Source organism: Methylobacterium sp. E-016 (genome assembly GCF_022829745.1).
In the GTDB taxonomy this organism is placed as follows: Bacteria; Pseudomonadota; Alphaproteobacteria; order Rhizobiales; family Beijerinckiaceae; genus Methylobacterium.
On sequence record NZ_JAKSYF010000167.1, the window covers coordinates 17,393 to 33,297 of the forward strand.

Here is a 15,905-nt window from a genome sequence, read left to right on the forward strand (position 1 = left end):
GGTGGGTCAGGGCTTGTAGACCGGGCGGCGGGCAGGCAGCGCAGCACCGCGTCGAGCGCCTGCATCGAGCAGCTTGCCACGGTAATCCTCCGCGACCCGCTGTGCATCGCGACCCGATCGCACCACCACGGGTCGGATGAACACCACGAGTTCGGTACGCTGGGCGCCGTTGTCGACGGAGCTGAACAGATCACCGACGTTCGGGATACGATCGATGAACGGGATACCGTCGCGGGAGGTCTGCCGCTTTTCGCTGATCAGGCCGGCGAGCAGCACGGTCTGTCCGTTAGCCACCGAGATCGTGCTCGCGACGCGGCGTTTCGAGATCGTCGGCGTCAGGGTGTTTGAAGCGCCGACCACCGCCGAGATCTCCTGCTCGATCTGCATGGTCACGGCATCGTTCTGGCCGATGCGGGGGACAACGTTGAGAATGATGCCGGTGTCGCGGAACTCGACCTGGCTGACGAGCGGAGCGCCGGGCACGGTGATCCCCTGTGCCTGCGTCGTGGTGATCGGCACGGAATCGCCAACCTGGAGCGAGGCAGGCTGGTTCTCAATGACGACGAGGGAGGGCGAGGACAGGATCTTGACGTCGGTGAAGCCGTCGAGCGCCGAGAGCACCACGTCCGGGCCGGAATAACCGCCGACAAGGAAATTGAAGCCGCCGCCGGCCCCCGCCGTGAGCGCGTTGGTGGCGCCGCCGGCCGTCGCCGCGGCCGCGCTCAGCAGGCCAATCGATCCCTTGCCCTTGCCCAGCCCGATGTTCTTAGAGTCGAGAAAGTACTGCACGCCGTACTTGAGCTGGTCGGTGAGCGTCACCTCGGCGATGGTTACGTTAACGGCCACCTGCGCCGGGGTCGCGTCGAGCTGACGGAGCGCTGCGTTGATCTTTCGGTAGGTCTCGCCGTCGGCATAGGTGATGACCGAATTGTTCGACGGGTCCGCGCTGATCGAGACGCGCCGCGCTCCGTTGCCGCGCCGGGTCAGGTCGAGGCTGTCGCTGCCGCCGCCGAGCGCCGTTGGGCCGCCATCGGCCATGCCGTTGCTTTGCACCGAGTCGCCGTAGGCTGAGGCGAACCGCGCCCGGAGGAGGTCGGCGCCGGTGTTCTGCTGGCCGCCGCCCTGGTTGGCGGAATTGCCCTGGCCGAGGCTGCCATAACTAGAGCCGGAATTTCCGCCGTTCAGGCCACCGCCCTGATTGCCACCGGCAAAATTCCGGCCCTGCCCCTGTCCGCCCCCGTTGAGGCCCCCGAGCCCGGCGCCCTGAGTCGGGGTGTTGGTGTTCATGTTCGAGTTTCCGGTCCCGAAGAGGCCATTGATGACGCGCGCCAGTTCCTTTGCGTCGCGGTAACGCGCCTTGTAGATGAACACCGTCTCCTCGGCGGCCTCGACCGTGCCGTCGAGCTTGCGCACGAAGGTTTCGGCCCGGCGGATCAGGGACGGGTTCTTCGACATCGCCATCACGGCGCGCAGGCGCGTGATCGGCTTGAACTGGATCAGGCCCGAACTCGCCCCGTTCTCGCCAGTGTCAAACAGCTGCGTCAGGTCGGCGACGACCGCCTCCGGCCGGGCACGGCGTAGCTCGAACAGGCTCACCGACTGCCCCCGCATCCAGTCCGCATCAAAGGCCAGGATCGCGCTCACCGCTTCCTGGCGACGCGGGCCGGGTCCCTTCACGATGATGGTGTTGCGCCCAGTATCGAAGCGCAGGCCGTCTGCCTCGGTAACGAAACCCGAAACGAGCTTCGACATCACCGCGGCCGAGACATAGCGCAACGGAACCACCGAGACGCCGTAGCCCGGCACCTGCGCGTTGCCGAAGCTGACGTTTCCGATGCTGGTGGCGGCCGAGGTGATGCGGTAGCCGGCCGCGTTGCGGGTCATAGTGTAGCCCTGGCCTGACAGCACCGTCTCCAGCGCGGAGAGCAGCTCTACGCGCGTCATCGGCCGGGGCGAGGAGATTGTAATCTGGCCAGCGACGTCGGAAGCCATCGTGTAGTTGAGGCCGAGCGTATCGTTCAGAATGGCGTGGACCACATCCTTCACTTCAGCCCGCTCGAAGTTGAGACGGTAGCTGCCGGCCTCGCCGGGCTGGGTCCCGATCTCCACCGCGTCGGAGCCAAGCCCCGCCGTCGCCTCGACATCCTCAGGGCTGAAATTGTAGGTCCGCCCCTCGCCACGATCAGGCGCAACGACCGCATCCCGCGACGGTTTGCCTGCAACGGTCCGGCGCAGCGGACGCGCCGTCAGATCCACCTCTGTTTCGGGGCCTGTAAGGCTGGCACGCGGGGGGGCGATATCACGGGCGAGGGCGATGGAGCCGAGGAGTCCCGCGCAAAAAACCAGAGCAAAGGATAGCCGCGTCAAAGACATGGGAAATTTTTCCGATCTCGGCCTTTCGTTAACGTACCCTTCATTTCTGTCCGTGCCCACCGGGACGAGCGCCCTAAAACAGCTTTCTTGCTATTGCGTGTCTGATTAGACACAGTCAAAGAAAATGCTACACAGTTAAGCCACTTTTAGTAAACCCGTCATTGTGGCGAATCGCGTTACCGCTAACTTCGCCGTCGACGCCGCGATTTCAGGCGTGCGACACGTTGGGAGAAAACGGACCATGATCGACAGGCAGAACACTGCAGAGAGCGAGCTTGCGGGCCTCGAGCCCGGCACTCGCGTCGTCAATCTCGAAAAAGGTCGTCGCGCCTTCCTCCAGACGCTCGGCCTCGGCATCGCTGGCGCCGCCATCCTCGGCAACGCCACGACCCAGTCCCAGGCTCAAGCACTGCCGCCGAACGTCACCGACGCGGACATCCTGAACTTCGCACTTAACCTCGAGTATCTCGAGGCGGAATTCTACCTCAACGCCGTCAACGGGGCCGGCCTGAAGGCCGCCGACCTGCAGGGCGTCGGTGCCATCGGCGCCGTCAACGGCGGTGGCCGTGCCGTGCCGTTCACCGATCCGAACGTCCGCAAGTACGCTTTCGAGATCGCCGCCGACGAGGAGGCCCACGTCCGCTTCCTGCGCGCTGCACTGGGCAGCGCCGCCGTCAGCCGTCCTCGCCTCGACATCGACTTCGCCTTCACCGCCGCCGCCCGCGCGGCGGGCCTGATCGGCGCAAACGACCGGTTCGATGCCTACGCCAATGACACGAACTTCCTTCTCGCCTCCTTCATCTTCGAGGATGTTGGAGTCACCGCTTATAACGGCGCTGCCGGCGCGATCCAGAACAAGACCTATCTAAGCGCTGCTGCCAGCATCCTCGCGGTCGAGGCCTATCACGCTGGCATCATCCGCACTACGCTGTACGCTAAGGGCCTGATTAATCAGGCGGACGCGATCTCAAACGCTCGCGACTCGCTCGACGGCAATACCGACCTCGACCAGGGCATTAGCGGAACTCAGTCTGCGACCCCAGGCTTCCAGTTCTCGGATGCGAACCTCGTTCCGACCAACGCCCAAGGCCTTGTGTTCGCCCGCACCCCCGGCCAGGTTCTGAACATCGTCTACCTCAACACCACCCAGAGCCCGGGCGGCTTCTTCCCCGGCGGCCTCAACGGAACCCTGCGCTAGTCGCCCCACAGGTATCGTCGTCGGAGGGCAAGGCATCGTTCTCCGACGACGCGAAACGTGGGTCACCGAGTTCAGTCGTGAAAGAGGCTGATCAATCGGCGACCGGCGCGGGCCTATCGTCATCGCTATCTCGGTCGGCTCGGCTTCTGCTAGCGCGTGCGCGGACGATCGTCGGTCCCGATCTGCGGTACACGCGACCGACCACTCGGATCGCTGGCCCGAGTCGAGACGCTTCCTTGAAACTTGAGCACATCTCGCACCGTAGGCTCCTTCGGAAACATTTTGCCGGAGGCGGGCGATGTCGAAGGTCCACTACGTCGTGCGGCGCAGCCGCATGGGCAGGTTCAACTTCACGCTCATCAGCGAGGCGGGCCGGATCACGGGTTCGGTCGTCGTTTCGACCGCAGGTAGAACCGGCGCCGACATCGAGAGCGACGCGCGCGATCAAATACACCAGCTCGCCGGAACGTTCGCGAGGATCGCAGGCCCGACCATGCCCGGCGTGGACGACACGACGTCGAGGAAATGCGGGCAGGCCATCAGCCATCCCCTCAGCAGAATCACATCGTGAGATCGCCGCGTGGCGTGAAGGTGTGGCGATGCTTTAGAAAGCCGATCACGGTTGAGTTCTATATAGTCGGGCGGGACTCATGCCCTCTGTCGGTGAAAATCGCGGGGCAATCCTTCTCCGATAAAGGCTGGCGGTACCCCATTTAGGTCCCCCGAGCACCAAGATGGCTCATCGCCCTAGCGGAATGCCGATCGGCAGAGGACTGCCTGGACGTGCACCCGGAGGGCTCGATGTACCTACGCTAAAGAGCCGATAGGTGGTCTCGCGCGTCCCATCGCGAAGCGTTACGCGGTCGGGCCCGATGGCCTGGACACGCCATGTTTCCACCGAGTCCCCGAGTTTGAGGCTGAGCGAAGAACCTCCTGTTGGACGGCGCAGGATCGCTACAGCTTTGTCCACACCCGCGACGACGCCGACGAGGCGCAGATCCGGCGGCGGAGCTTCGACCGCCACGGGCGCCGGTGGAGCGGTAATAACCTGTCGCGGTGGTGGCGGTCGGCGCGATGGTGCGAAGAGCGGCCGTCCCCTAAAGGCATCGAGCGTCGCGGGATCGAGCGTGCTCAGCGGGTTCAGGTTCTGCGCTGGGCCTGGTGGCGGGCGGTCGTCAGCGACTTGAGCCGACGTCGGCACGATCGCCGATTCGAGAAGGACGAGAACCAGAACGGCACCGGCGGCGGCGCCACGGCGTCGGGCATGACGATACGGGCAGATCATTGCGTGCTCTCGCGGCGGTAGCCGCGGATTGCGAGTGCGACGCGCAGGGTCGGATTGGCTTCCTCGCCCCCCGCGCTACGCCCCGACACAGGGCGGATGTTCACGGCCTCGACCGTAAGCAGCGGCAGGCCGGTCTCGACTGCCTTTAGCAAATCGAAGAGTTCTTCGTTGCCGATGTCGAGACTAAGGCGAAGCTGGATGCTGCGCTGAGCCGCCGCGTCGGGTGCTTCGTCGCCGCGAACCTCAATCAGCCGGCCGCCAGCGCGTTCGACGAGGCCGGCGAGACGCTGCTGCAGTTCTGCGCGGGCGAGGCTCCCCGTTTCAGCTGTCAGATAAAGGGCCGAGAGGTCACCGCGCGTCGGCACCGGACGACCGGCCTCCGCCCGGATCCTCGCCTCGACCTGAGCGAGATGGCCGGCTGCGATATTCACCTCGGCACCGGCCTCCAACCAGCGCGTGAGATTGGTGATCGTGATTGCGAGCAACAGTAGCGGTATGCCAACGCACAGCGCGACAGCAAGCGGCCCGAACCAGCGAGTGACACGGGCTTCCGCGAGCGTCATCGTGCCGTGCCCGGCGCATCGCTGCGGGTCGCTACCAGATCGAAGGCGTCCCGCCTGTCAGCATCGCGGATCACCGGCGCGGCGAAACGCGGGTTCTTCAAGCCGGCATCCACTTCGAGGCGTGCGATCAGCGCCGGCGCATCGACAGAGCGGCCCACGAGGCGAATCCGAGTCGGATCGATGTCGAGTTCGCGCAGTACCGTGTCGTCGGGCAAGGCGCGGCTCAGCTTATCGATGAGCACGATCGTCGCGGTATCGGCGCGCTTGCCCTCTAACAGGGCGCGTTCGCGTGATGTGCCAGGGCCGCCGCGCAGCGCGAGCTTCGTGCGTAGCGCAGTCAGCCTCTGCTGGACATCCTCTGCGTCCGACGTGGCCGAAGCCGCCACGATCGCTGAGAACAGGCAGGCGGTCGCGAGCCCGCCGAGCAGGATTGCGAAGCCGCGGCCGATACGCGCCCGAAGGCGGCCGTCGGAAGCCTGCGTACGCCCCTTATAGAGGTCGAAGCGTAGCGGCGCGTCGAGCGGTTCCGCGGCACTGCCCAGCGCCGTCGCCATGAGCCCCGCACCTGCGAGGCGCGCCAGGAACGGCGCCACGAGATCGACGGAGGTCGCGAGCAGATCGACACCGATCGTGCCATCCTCGGAGACGCCGTCGACGACGCTGTAGGCATAGAGAACGTGGTCCGCTCGCCATGGCGTCAGACGTTCCAAGCGGTGCGCGATGATCGGCTGGAGATAACTTCGCCCGGCATCGGGAAGGCGCAGCGAGCGCGTCAGGAACACCTCTGGTGGCAGTCTCAACTGCACCGCGCCCACGTGGAACGCCTCCGGTGCGCGCACGTCGTCGGCCAGATGCAGCGGCGGGCCAAGACAATCTTTCCGCAGGCTGTGGAGCAAGAGTCCATCCGGCGCGATCAAGACGACGTGGCTCACGCCCGTCGAGAAGCGGGCAACGAGTGGCCGGAGGGTCGCAACAAAGGAGTCGAGCAGCGCTGCGCCGATCGTCTGCATCGCGGTCGCTGCGGGCCGGATCGTGGCCGGCATCATTCCGGTAGAGAGCGTCATCCCGAAATCCGCATAACCTCGTCGAGTGAGGTCAGTCCAAGGCTCGCCTTCTCGATCCCATCGTCAAGCATCGTAGTCATGCCGACCGCACGCGCCGCCTGGAGCAGGATGCGGGGATCGGGCTGGCCGCGGATGAGGTCACGCAAGTCGTCGCCGACAGCGAGTGCCTCGAACACTCCGATGCGCCCGCGGAAGCCGCTCTCGTTGCAATGGGCACAGCCGGTCGCTGCGTGAAAGTTGTGGCCCGTCGCCTCGGGGCCGCCACGGCGGGCGCGGAGGTCGCGAGCGAACTCGAGGCCCTTTGGATCTGGAACCCGGCAGCGCTCGCACAAGCGACGAACCAGCCGCTGGCCTATCACCCCGCGCAGGCTCGACGCGATGAGATACGGCTCGACCCCCATATCGACGAGACGCACCACCGCGTCGACCGCGCTGTTGGTATGCAGTGTCGTCAGCACAAGGTGCCCGGTGAGAGCGGCCTGGATGCCGATCGCCGCGGTTTCGCGGTCCCGCATCTCGCCGACCATAATCACATCTGGGTCGTGGCGAAGGAACGATCGCAGTGCGGTTGCGAAGGTTAGGCCGATTGCCGGCTTGATCTGGGTCTGGTGGATTCCGGAGAGTTGGTACTCCACCGGGTCCTCGACGGTGACGATCTTGCGCGTGGGATCGTTCAGCAGAGAGATCGCGGTGGCGAGCGTCGTAGTCTTGCCGCTGCCGGTGGGGCCGGTAACAATAATAATGCCGTGTGGCTCGGCGAGCAGCCTGACCACCGCGTCGCGGTCGCGGTCGGACAGGCCAACGCGCTTGAAGTCGAGTAGCCGCGTGTCCTTCAGCAGAATACGGAGCACTGCCGTCTCGCCGTAAAGTGTCGGCATGATTGCGACGCGCAGATCCGCCTCGGTGTTGCCGATCTTGACGTTGGTGCGCCCGTCCTGCGGCAGGCGGCGTTCGGCGATGTCGAGGCCGGCGAGAATCTTCACCCGCGAGATTACCGCGGCTGCCATGTGACGCGGCATCGTCTGCTGCGCCCGCAAGTGACCGTCTACGCGGAACCGGACCTTCAGTTCCTCGCGTCCGGTCTCGATGTGGATGTCGGTGGCGCCCGCCTGGATCGCACGTTCTAACAGCCCGTCGATGACGCGTACGATCGGGGCGCCGCGGGCGAGATCCTGCAGCGTCTCGATGTCGTCGGAGAGGGCGTAGTCGGTCCCGGTCTCGCTCTCGACCTCGTCGCGTGGCGCGTCGGCGGGGCGACTACGCTCGAACAGCTCCTCGATTTCTTCGAACGAGAGCACTGCCAACGGCACCGCCCCGCCAAGCGCGAGGGCGACCGCGCGGATCGGTTCGAGATGGCCGGGGTCCGCGGTCACCAGCAGCGGGTGCCCGTCGCGCATGACCGGATACAGGTAGGCCTCGCGTAGGAAGTCGCGGGACAATGTGTCGAGGGCATGGGGAAGTCCGGCGATCGCGTGACGGTCGGCCCGTGGGACCCCGTGAAAGGCCGCGACCGCATCCGCTAGGTCGATCGCCGAGACCGTCCCGCCCCGCCAGATCGCTTCCGCCGCGCCGCCGCTGGCGCGCGGCGGTGCCGGTACCGTCGCGAGCCCGCGCCGACGGCGAAGGAATTCCGCCAGGGTCTCGCCCTGGATGGCGGCGGGGGCGTCGATCTGCATACGTCCTCTCCGATCCAGCCGGTCGCCCGTGCGCTAGGCGCCACAATCAGCCGGAGCCTACACGGATTGTCCGGCCTACGACCAGATCAAGGTGAGAAATCGCGCCAAAACCATTGGCTGTGTCAGGTTAGCGACATCAAGGATACAATGTCGCGACCAAGCTCTTCGGACAGCGACATCTTCACGTAGGCCGTGGCTTCATCCGGGTTGCGCATGCACCGGCGCTCCCGTACCACGCTCACCCTCGGGGGACGGACATAGCGCCGCGAGCGTCATGCGTTCGAACCGTGAATTGTAGCGATGCGATCGTTTCATGAAGGCAACGGATGACCGCGTCGTTCGACCGTGAAGGCGCGTCCACCCGGTGCGACGCCCGCATCTTCCGCTTCGGATCCGATTGGGTTCTCTGCAGCTTTCGCTTGCCTACCTCAATACCGATTCCCCTCGCGGTGGTCGCGCCCGGCGACGTCACACTCGAGACCTGGGCGTTCGCTGGCATGACGGCGCGGGAGAAGCGGCCAACTGGCTTGCTGCTGCTGCGCAAACGAGGCGACGCTGCGGGGACGGCACTTGCACGCGGGACACGGCTCGTCGTCGCCACGCATTTCAATCCCATCATCCTTGCGACCGGCCCGGCCGAGCTGGCGGGGACGCTGTCACCCGGCGACGCCGCCGTGATGGCCCGAGCCGTGCTCTCGTCGATGACGCCTCGGAACGCCACTGCCCTGGCCGACCCGATTACCCTGCTGGCGCCGGCTATTCGCGACGTTCCGGTGCCGAAGGACGGGCCAGAGGTCACGCTCGCCGACGATCCGCGAGCCTGCAGCGTCTCGGGCACGGAGGTGCCGAACTACGTCTTGTTCGATTCCGGGTCCGGACTCCGCTGCGCCCGCGTCGCGACGGCGCGCATGACGTTCTCGCCGGCGTCGCGGATGGATCTTGACCTTGATCCGCTTTGGGGACCAGAGGTTGGGCGACCCCGACGTGTCTTCTTGATCGCGAATGGCGGCTTCACCGCGGCGCGACTGAGCGCAGCTGCCAGATGAGCGCCGAGACCCCGTCGTCCACTCTGACACCGATCGCCACGGTCCTCGTAGTTGCGCCGATGCCAGCCGTGCCAGCCAGCGCCGGCAACCGCAAACGGCTGGCGCTCACCTGTTCGGCGCTTCAACGCGCGGGCTTTGCCGTCGACTTCGCCTACTTCGCCCACGAGGATCAGGTCTACCGCCGCTTCGGCCAGCATCCGCCAACCGATCTCGCGGCGATGCGAGCGAGCTTCCAGCGTACATTCCTGATTGAAGCGAACGAGACGATCCCGCTGAAAACGCGCTCCCAAATTTTCGGGATCGACGAATGGGGCTCGGCAGCGCTCGACCGGTTCGTGGCGTGGTATGCGGCGGAACACCCCGACACTGTGGCGATCCTCGTCAACTACATGTTCCTGTCGCGCTGCCTCAATTACGCGCAGGACATGCTCAAGCTCATCGACACGCATGACCGCTTCGCCGACCGGCAGCTGCAGTACCGTCCGTTTCGGGCTGAACCAAACTTCTACTACACCGACCGCAAGAGCGAGGCGGCTGCGCTCGACCGCGCCGATGTGGTACTGGCGATCCAATCGGAGGAGGCGGCTTACTTCGCCGGGTTGACCGACCGGCGGGTGCTGCTGCTGCCGCCGGTATTTCCGGTCCGCGCACCGTTCTCAGCGCCGCGCGTGATCGCACGGATCGGCTTCGTCGGGCATGGCAACGATCCCAACCTGTTCTCAATCAGCAAGTTCGCCCACGCATGGGCCGCGGGCTGGACACCGGACAAGCCGGAATTGCGGATCGCCGGCGAGATTTGCCATGCGCTGGGCGGTCTTGACCTGCCGGGGGTGATGCTGCTCGGCTACGTCGACGATCTCGAAAGGTTCTACGCCGAGACCGACGTGATCGTGGCGCCGATGCTGATGGGCAGCGGCCTGAAGATGAAAGTCGCCGAGGCCCTGTCCTACGGCGTGCCGGTGGTCGGCACCGCGATAGGCTTCGAGGGGTTCGGCGCCGAGGAGTTGGCGCATCGTTGCGCGGACGTCGCCGAGGTTAAAGCGGCGATCCTGGCGCTGCGTTCGGATCCCGCCGGTCTCTCAGCGTTGACGCAGGCTTGCGCTACACTGTTTGCGCGCTTCAACGCGATCTCGTTGCAGGCCGAGGCCGAACTCGCTGACGTGATCCACGCCGCAAGTCACAGGCGACCCGTTACCGTCGCACCGCCCGCCGCAATCGTCGAATCGATGGAGCAGTCCTGGCCGATCGGTGTCCGCTCGGCGAATTCCGCGCTTCAGGACCATCCGGCGTTTGGCCGGCTATTGGCGACCGAGCGCCTAGGCGAGACGGCGGCACAAGCGATCAGGTACGCACCGGAGCGCCGCCGCTGGTTTGCCGGTTCCACGCCGGCACGGGAGACGACGGCATCGCTCGGTCTTGTCGCCGTGGCGATGTCGCCGGAATGGGTCCGCGAGAAACGCTTGCCTCGGGAGATCCGTGAGGCTGCCGCCCGTGCGTTCCGCGACGTCCAGCCCGATTGGGCGACCGCGGCGCGGTGCGTCGGCGCAAGCGCGAACGGGTTTGCCCTGGCGCTTGTCCTGCCGAGCCACCTTCTCACCGGTGTTCGTGCAGTTGCCGTGTTCTTAATCGAGCCCGATGGGGGCCGCGCGCATGAGCTTACGCTCGACGGGATCGCACCGCTCAGCTTGTCGCCCGGCTTCGCCTTCGAGGCGCTGCGCCGGGAGCTGACACCGGTTCCTGCGGTCGTCAGCGTGTCGGGCATCGGACTGGCTCCAATCGCCTCGAACGGGACGGTGCTGTTCCTCACAGACGACCTGATCGGCCGGATCGCGATCGCATCCGCGCATGCGGGCGGGACAATCCAGCCATGAGCGACATGCCCAAGACCGATCTGCTCGAGAGCACCGCCGGCAAGGGTGGCGGCGTCGAGGAAAGTGGCACCGAAAGCGACGTGTCCAAGGGTGACGCAGCCAAGAGCGAAACCATCCTGGTTGAGTCTTTCGACGCCGTCGATGCCGACGTCGGGCGCCGGGTGGTGATCGCCGAAGCGCGCCTGATCTGGGACGCCCTTTTTCTCAACGACGTGCGGATCGCTTTTCGGCCGGAAGAAGCACCGCTCATTTCGATCGTTATTGTTTCGTTGAACGCCCGCCATATCCTCGCGCTCACCCTGTGGCGCCTCGCTGCGCAGCAGGGGCTTGCAGGCGTGCCGTTCGAGGTGATCGTCGTCGACAACGCGTCGATGCCCGAGACCAGTGCCCTGTTCGACCGGATCGACGGAGCGACGCTCATCCGAAACGCGGCGAATGCCGGGTTCGGGCCGGCCTGCAACGACGGCGCGGCACGCGCACGCGGCCGTCTCATCCTGTTTCTCAACCCTGACGTCGACCTAATGCCCGGCGCAATTCGGGCTATGGCACAGACTTTCACCAATCTCGACCATGTTGGGATTGTCGGGGCGCGCCTCGTGTTCCCCGGCGGCATCCTGCAGGAGGCGGGCGCTAACTTCCAAGAGGATGCGCAGATCACCTACCCCTATCTTCGTGGGGTACCCGACCCGTTCGCACCGGAAGCCGGCTTCACCCGCGATGTCGGATACGTCTCCGGCGCCGTGTTGATGATCGAGCAGGCGCTGTTCCAGACGCTCTGTGGCTTTGACGACGCCTACGCACCGGCCTATTTCGAGGATACTGACCTCTGCGTGCGATGCCATCAGGCCGGGCGGCGCGTGATCTACCAGGCCCGTGCCATGGCGGTGCATTTTGAGAACGCCACCAGCGCCAAGCGCGCCGATGTGGAGATGCTCCTCGATCGCAACCGTGCACTGTTTCTGGAGCGGCACCGCAACTGGCTCTTCCACCAGGGCCCGTCGCAATCAGGGCTTGCCGCCCGCGACCACGACCCGTGGGTGTTACGCGTCCTGTTCATCGACGACACCGTGCCGCATCTCGATATGGGCGCCGGCTATCCGCGCGCAAACCACATCCTTAATACGATGGCCAAACTCGGCTACGGGGTGACGCTCTATCCGATCTACCGGGCAGATGCCGAGCAGGCTCAGCGCTGCCGCGACATCGATCAGCGGGTAGAGATCCTCGCCTCGGACGGCCGCGATGGCCTCGCGCGGTTGATCGGCGAGCGACCGGGCTATTTCGATGTTCTCTGGGTCAGCCGACCGCACAACATCGCCCTCGTGATGCAACTTCTTTTTGATGTTGGATCGAGCCCGCGCGCCTTCGTCAAATCCCGAGTCGTCTTCGATTCCGAAGCCCTGTTCGCGTCCCGCTCCTTCGTCGGAGCCGTGATGGAGCAGGGTTTGGGTACCGCGGCCGATCTTGCGAATGCTGCCATTTCCGAGACGCGATATTACGCGAATGCTGATCAGGTTGTGTGCGTTTCGGAGGCGGAGTCGCGGCTGTTGGCGAGCTACGCCCGCGTCAATGCAACGGTCCTAGGTCACGCCATGGCGTTGCCGGAGACCTCGGGCCCACGCTTCGCCGATCGGACTGGGTTCCTGTTCATTGGCGCGTTGGAGCAGGACGGGCAGCCAAACGTCGATTCGCTAGATTGGTTTTTCGACGCTGTTTGGCCTCGCCTGCTAGCGCGAATGCCCGACACGACGCTGCGGATCGTCGGCACTATCGCGCCCGCGATTTGCGCCCGCTACACGAGGCCTGGTGTCATGGTGATGGGCCGGGTGCCCGAGGCGGGACCGTTCTTCGATGCAGCCCGCGTCTGCCTCGCTCCGACACGCTTTGCCGCCGGCATCCCGCACAAGGTACACGACGCGGTACGGCACGGACTTCCGTGTTTCATCACGCCGATCCTGGCCGCGCAGATCGGCTGGGAGGAAGGCGTCGGCTTCGAGAGTTGCGACTGGCTAGATCCGGAAGCTTTCGCTGAGGGGCTCGTGCGCCTCCACGAGAACGCCGACCTCTGGCGACGCGTACAGTCCGCGGGACTAGCACGCATCCGCTCGGAATGTGCGCCGGAGGCCTACCGCGAACATCTGCGCCGGATTTGCGAGGCCTCAACTTTCGCATGACCGAGCCGCGCACGACCGATTGCTTCATGATCCACACTGCCGCACCGCGCCTCGGCCGAAGGCTCACCGGCGTTTTGCGCCGCATCATTTTAGGCCGGGTGCCGAAGTTGTTCGACACCGCTTATTACCTGCGCAGCCATCCTGATGCGGCAGCCTCCGCCCTCGATCCCTACCTGCATTACAGCCTGATTGGTGGGCGCCGGGGTTACGACCCGAACGCGGACTTCGACACTGCATTCTATCGGCTTCAGACGAGAGCCTGGCAAAATCCCTTGCGGCACTACCTCAAGGTCGGTGCTGCGAAAGGTCTTGATCCGCATCCGCATTTTAGCACGTTCTGCTATCTTGGACGCTATCCAGACGTGGTGGGCAGCAAGGTCAACCCGCTACTACACTATCGTGAAAACGGCCGGCCCGAACTTCGCATCGCCGATCATTCGAAACGCTTGCCGCGGACGATCCCCCCGCTGTTCGGAATTCCGACAGCCCATCATTGGGAGATGCCAAAAAGCGGGCAAGCGCACTCCAAGCTTACGCTGCTTCGAACGGCGCCCGACCATCCGGCAGCGGAACCGATCAAGCGGCTGAGACTTTCGCTCGGTTTGGATTTCGGAGTGGTTGATCAATTCATTGACATGATGGCACGGACTCCGACTGGCTTTCAGGATATTATGCAGTTCACTTTGAATGCCGATCCTTCGCGTGGCGCCAGCGTACCGAGCTTGGTGCTGGCGCTCGATCATTGCTATCTTTATCCCATCGCAAACGATGGGACGCGGATCATTCGCTACGCCGAAGCTAACCTTTGGGACATCCGACCGATCAAGCCGCGAGTCGTGGTGACACTTCCGAACGGCACGATCAAGATTTGAACCGGCGTAGGCTTCGCCTGTCTGAGAACGCTTTACGGTGCGCACAAGCGCGGGGCATACAATGCTCGCACCTGCCGAACGCTGTTGGCGGCATAGCTCGGATGCCGGCCCAATGCACGCAGTGGCCGATCGAAGAGCGCCGCTGCTATGCGGACGTATTTCCCCCTTTCCTACGATGCAGGCCGCCCTTACTGCCAAGCCCTGCTCTTAGCGTGAGGACGCATGTGGTCGAGGAACTGGCGGAGGCTCGACAGACTCGCACGGGCGGTGTCCAACAGCAGGTGGATCGGCGCGGGCGGCTGGGCTCGGTGAACTATGCCTTGCAGTTGGCCTCAAAGAGCGTACGGCCGTTCAAAGTCTTTAGGCGGCGTACCGAAGTTGTAAATGCTGACAAAGCCGGCCGGGTGAGCGCAGAGCGGCACTTAGCTATCGTTGTTGTAACGCTTGACCGTCTCGTACTTGATCGTGCGGTTAATCTGCCAGACCTGTCCTTTGACCCTGAAATGACGAGGTTCGTCTAAGCGATCATCGATATTGTTGTGGGACAAGCAGGCTCAAAGCTGTGAGTTCGGAATGTCTCGCCAGCTTCAACCGCCTCTTTGATGTTGGAAGCGGCCGAAGCAACGTTGCCGGGCGTGGTAAACTGGGTGCCATTGGCGGTGAGCACCATGCGCACCTTGTAGGGCACGGCCTCGATGAGATGGTGAAGGAAGGTCGCCTGCGACCCGCCGCGTGGCCTTCTTATGAAGTTCGACGAAGGCGACCCTGGTTGTGCGGGCGATGGTCACGAGCAGGTAGAGCCGTCCTTCGGCCGTGCGGACTTCAACCAAATCTATTTGGAAGTAGCCGAGCGTGTTGGCCATGAAGCGCAACCGCTTGGGCTTGCCGCCCTCGACCTCCGGCGATCGACTGCTGCTGTGGTGCTATAGGCAACAATGCAGCGACGAGCGGGTCAGCTGCGGGATCGTCGCCTGGAGCGCGTAGAGGCAGTCATCGAGCAGCAGGTGCGTGTGACGGCGAAAGGCGACAACGACCGCCTCGTCCTCTGGTGACATCACCGTCTAAAGCGGAAACTTCGGTCCCATGCGCTGGTCGGCAACTGAGGACCGCTGCCTCCACTTGGCAAGCATCTTCGGATTGATTCGGTAGCGTTTCGAGTGTGCCCTCAGGCCCGCTTGGCTATATTGGATCGCTCGACGGACCGTTTCCGTCATTGTTGGCGCTGCCGTGAAGGACCTTGCCCTGAGCTGCGTCCCCCACTTCGATGCGAAGACTAAACCATTACACCCTACGATCATACAACAGGATGATAAGGACCAAGATACATCTGTTCAGCACTACCATTCCAGCTCAGCGAATACGATGCAAGGATGATATCTAAGTTTTTCCTCTACACTCGGCATCGAAGCAATAATTTATATATCAAGCGTTAAATTTATGACCTAAGTTTCATGCTTTTGCTCGGCCATGCGCAAAAAGTCTTCGGCGAGAGCCGCAACTTTACTGCGGACACTTTGATCTATATCAGTCTGCTGCCTGCTAACGAGACTGACATCGTTTAAGCTGACTTTCAATTTTCCATTGGTTGTCGTCAAGCACAAATGAATGTTCCCTAAGCGTCAACGCTTGACGACCAACGACGGGAGAGTTGGATCAGAAGATGAGGCCATTCTCTGATATGCATCGAACCTATTGCCAAGTTCCCGACGCTTGACGCCCTAGTCGGGGCGTCTTGAGTCTCTCCTCAGATTGGATGTCCAAGCGGAGCGTCCGTCCGACTGGT

The 15,905-nt window shown here is 64.0% G+C and carries 12 protein-coding genes; 7 read left to right on the top strand and 5 right to left on the bottom strand.

Annotated features, from left to right (window positions below; genetic code table 11):
- Window positions 1-6: 6 nt before the first annotated feature.
- The gene (gene gspD / locus MKK68_RS24890; protein WP_244033239.1) at window positions 7-2,256 is read right to left on the bottom strand and encodes a type II secretion system secretin GspD; all 2,250 of its coding nucleotides are present in this window, start codon (window positions 2,254-2,256) and stop codon (window positions 7-9) included.
- A gap of 358 nt (window positions 2,257-2,614) precedes the next feature.
- Between gspD and MKK68_RS24895 the strand changes: the two genes are divergently transcribed.
- Complete coding sequence (locus MKK68_RS24895) at window positions 2,615-3,571, top strand: ferritin-like domain-containing protein (protein WP_147725306.1); 957 nt, start codon at window positions 2,615-2,617, stop codon at window positions 3,569-3,571.
- Window positions 3,572-3,869: 298 nt separating this feature from the next.
- Window positions 3,870-4,142 carry a hypothetical protein gene (locus tag MKK68_RS24900; protein WP_244033240.1) on the top strand — a complete coding sequence of 91 codons (273 nt, stop codon included), beginning with the start codon at window positions 3,870-3,872 and terminating at the stop codon, window positions 4,140-4,142.
- Between the two features lie 710 nt (window positions 4,143-4,852).
- Here MKK68_RS24900 and gspM read toward each other — a convergent pair.
- The 3 genes from gspM to MKK68_RS24915 are packed head-to-tail and all read right to left on the bottom strand — an operon-like array spanning window position 4,853 to window position 8,159.
- Window positions 4,853-5,419 (bottom strand): type II secretion system protein GspM, encoded by a 567-nt coding sequence (gspM, locus tag MKK68_RS24905; RefSeq protein ID WP_244033241.1) that lies wholly within the window; start codon window positions 5,417-5,419, stop codon window positions 4,853-4,855.
- Window positions 5,416-6,483, bottom strand: a complete 1,068-nt coding sequence (locus MKK68_RS24910) for a PilN domain-containing protein (protein ID WP_244033242.1) — start codon at window positions 6,481-6,483, stop codon at window positions 5,416-5,418. The genes gspM and MKK68_RS24910 overlap by 4 nt, the downstream gene beginning before the upstream one ends.
- Window positions 6,480-8,159 (bottom strand): GspE/PulE family protein, encoded by a 1,680-nt coding sequence (locus MKK68_RS24915; RefSeq protein WP_244033243.1) that lies wholly within the window; start codon window positions 8,157-8,159, stop codon window positions 6,480-6,482. The genes MKK68_RS24910 and MKK68_RS24915 overlap by 4 nt, the downstream gene beginning before the upstream one ends.
- A 326-nt stretch (window positions 8,160-8,485) precedes the next feature.
- Here MKK68_RS24915 and MKK68_RS24920 point away from each other — a divergent pair, with 326 nt between their 5' ends.
- From MKK68_RS24920 to MKK68_RS24935, 4 genes are read left to right on the top strand one after another with little or no spacing between them, the layout of a single operon-like run.
- Window positions 8,486-9,205, top strand: coding sequence for a hypothetical protein (locus tag MKK68_RS24920; protein WP_244033244.1), 720 nt, complete (start codon window positions 8,486-8,488; stop codon window positions 9,203-9,205).
- Complete coding sequence (locus MKK68_RS24925; protein ID WP_244033245.1) at window positions 9,202-11,076, top strand: glycosyltransferase; 1,875 nt, start codon at window positions 9,202-9,204, stop codon at window positions 11,074-11,076. Before MKK68_RS24920 ends, MKK68_RS24925 begins: the two co-directional genes overlap by 4 nt.
- On the top strand, window positions 11,073-13,250 hold the full coding sequence (locus MKK68_RS24930) for a glycosyltransferase (protein ID WP_244033246.1): 2,178 nt from the start codon (window positions 11,073-11,075) through the stop codon (window positions 13,248-13,250). The genes MKK68_RS24925 and MKK68_RS24930 overlap by 4 nt, the downstream gene beginning before the upstream one ends.
- The gene (locus MKK68_RS24935; RefSeq protein WP_244033247.1) at window positions 13,247-14,122 is read left to right on the top strand and encodes a hypothetical protein; all 876 of its coding nucleotides are present in this window, start codon (window positions 13,247-13,249) and stop codon (window positions 14,120-14,122) included. The genes MKK68_RS24930 and MKK68_RS24935 overlap by 4 nt, the downstream gene beginning before the upstream one ends.
- A 517-nt stretch (window positions 14,123-14,639) precedes the next feature.
- Here the strand turns inward: MKK68_RS24935 and MKK68_RS29970 are convergent.
- Window positions 14,640-14,810 carry a hypothetical protein gene (locus MKK68_RS29970; protein ID WP_409567320.1) on the bottom strand — a complete coding sequence of 57 codons (171 nt, stop codon included), beginning with the start codon at window positions 14,808-14,810 and terminating at the stop codon, window positions 14,640-14,642.
- Between the two features lie 55 nt (window positions 14,811-14,865).
- On the opposite strand from MKK68_RS29970, the gene MKK68_RS29975 reads away from it, so the two are divergent.
- Window positions 14,866-15,051, top strand: coding sequence for a hypothetical protein (locus MKK68_RS29975; protein ID WP_409567321.1), 186 nt, complete (start codon window positions 14,866-14,868; stop codon window positions 15,049-15,051).
- Window positions 15,052-15,905 lie beyond the last annotated feature (854 nt).

Coding starts and splice junctions, on each gene's coding strand:
- MKK68_RS24915 (WP_244033243.1), bottom strand. CDS start 8,159: ATGCAGATCGACGCCCCCGCCGCCATCCAGGGCGAGACCCTGGCGGAA.
- MKK68_RS24930 (WP_244033246.1), top strand. CDS start 11,073: ATGAGCGACATGCCCAAGACCGATCTGCTCGAGAGCACCGCCGGCAAG.
- MKK68_RS24935 (WP_244033247.1), top strand. CDS start 13,247: ATGACCGAGCCGCGCACGACCGATTGCTTCATGATCCACACTGCCGCA.
- MKK68_RS24910 (WP_244033242.1), bottom strand. CDS start 6,483: ATGACGCTCTCTACCGGAATGATGCCGGCCACGATCCGGCCCGCAGCG.
- MKK68_RS24900 (WP_244033240.1), top strand. CDS start 3,870: ATGTCGAAGGTCCACTACGTCGTGCGGCGCAGCCGCATGGGCAGGTTC.
- MKK68_RS24920 (WP_244033244.1), top strand. CDS start 8,486: ATGACCGCGTCGTTCGACCGTGAAGGCGCGTCCACCCGGTGCGACGCC.
- MKK68_RS24925 (WP_244033245.1), top strand. CDS start 9,202: ATGAGCGCCGAGACCCCGTCGTCCACTCTGACACCGATCGCCACGGTC.
- gspM (WP_244033241.1), bottom strand. CDS start 5,419: ATGACGCTCGCGGAAGCCCGTGTCACTCGCTGGTTCGGGCCGCTTGCT.
- MKK68_RS29975 (WP_409567321.1), top strand. CDS start 14,866: ATGAAGTTCGACGAAGGCGACCCTGGTTGTGCGGGCGATGGTCACGAG.
- MKK68_RS24895 (WP_147725306.1), top strand. CDS start 2,615: ATGATCGACAGGCAGAACACTGCAGAGAGCGAGCTTGCGGGCCTCGAG.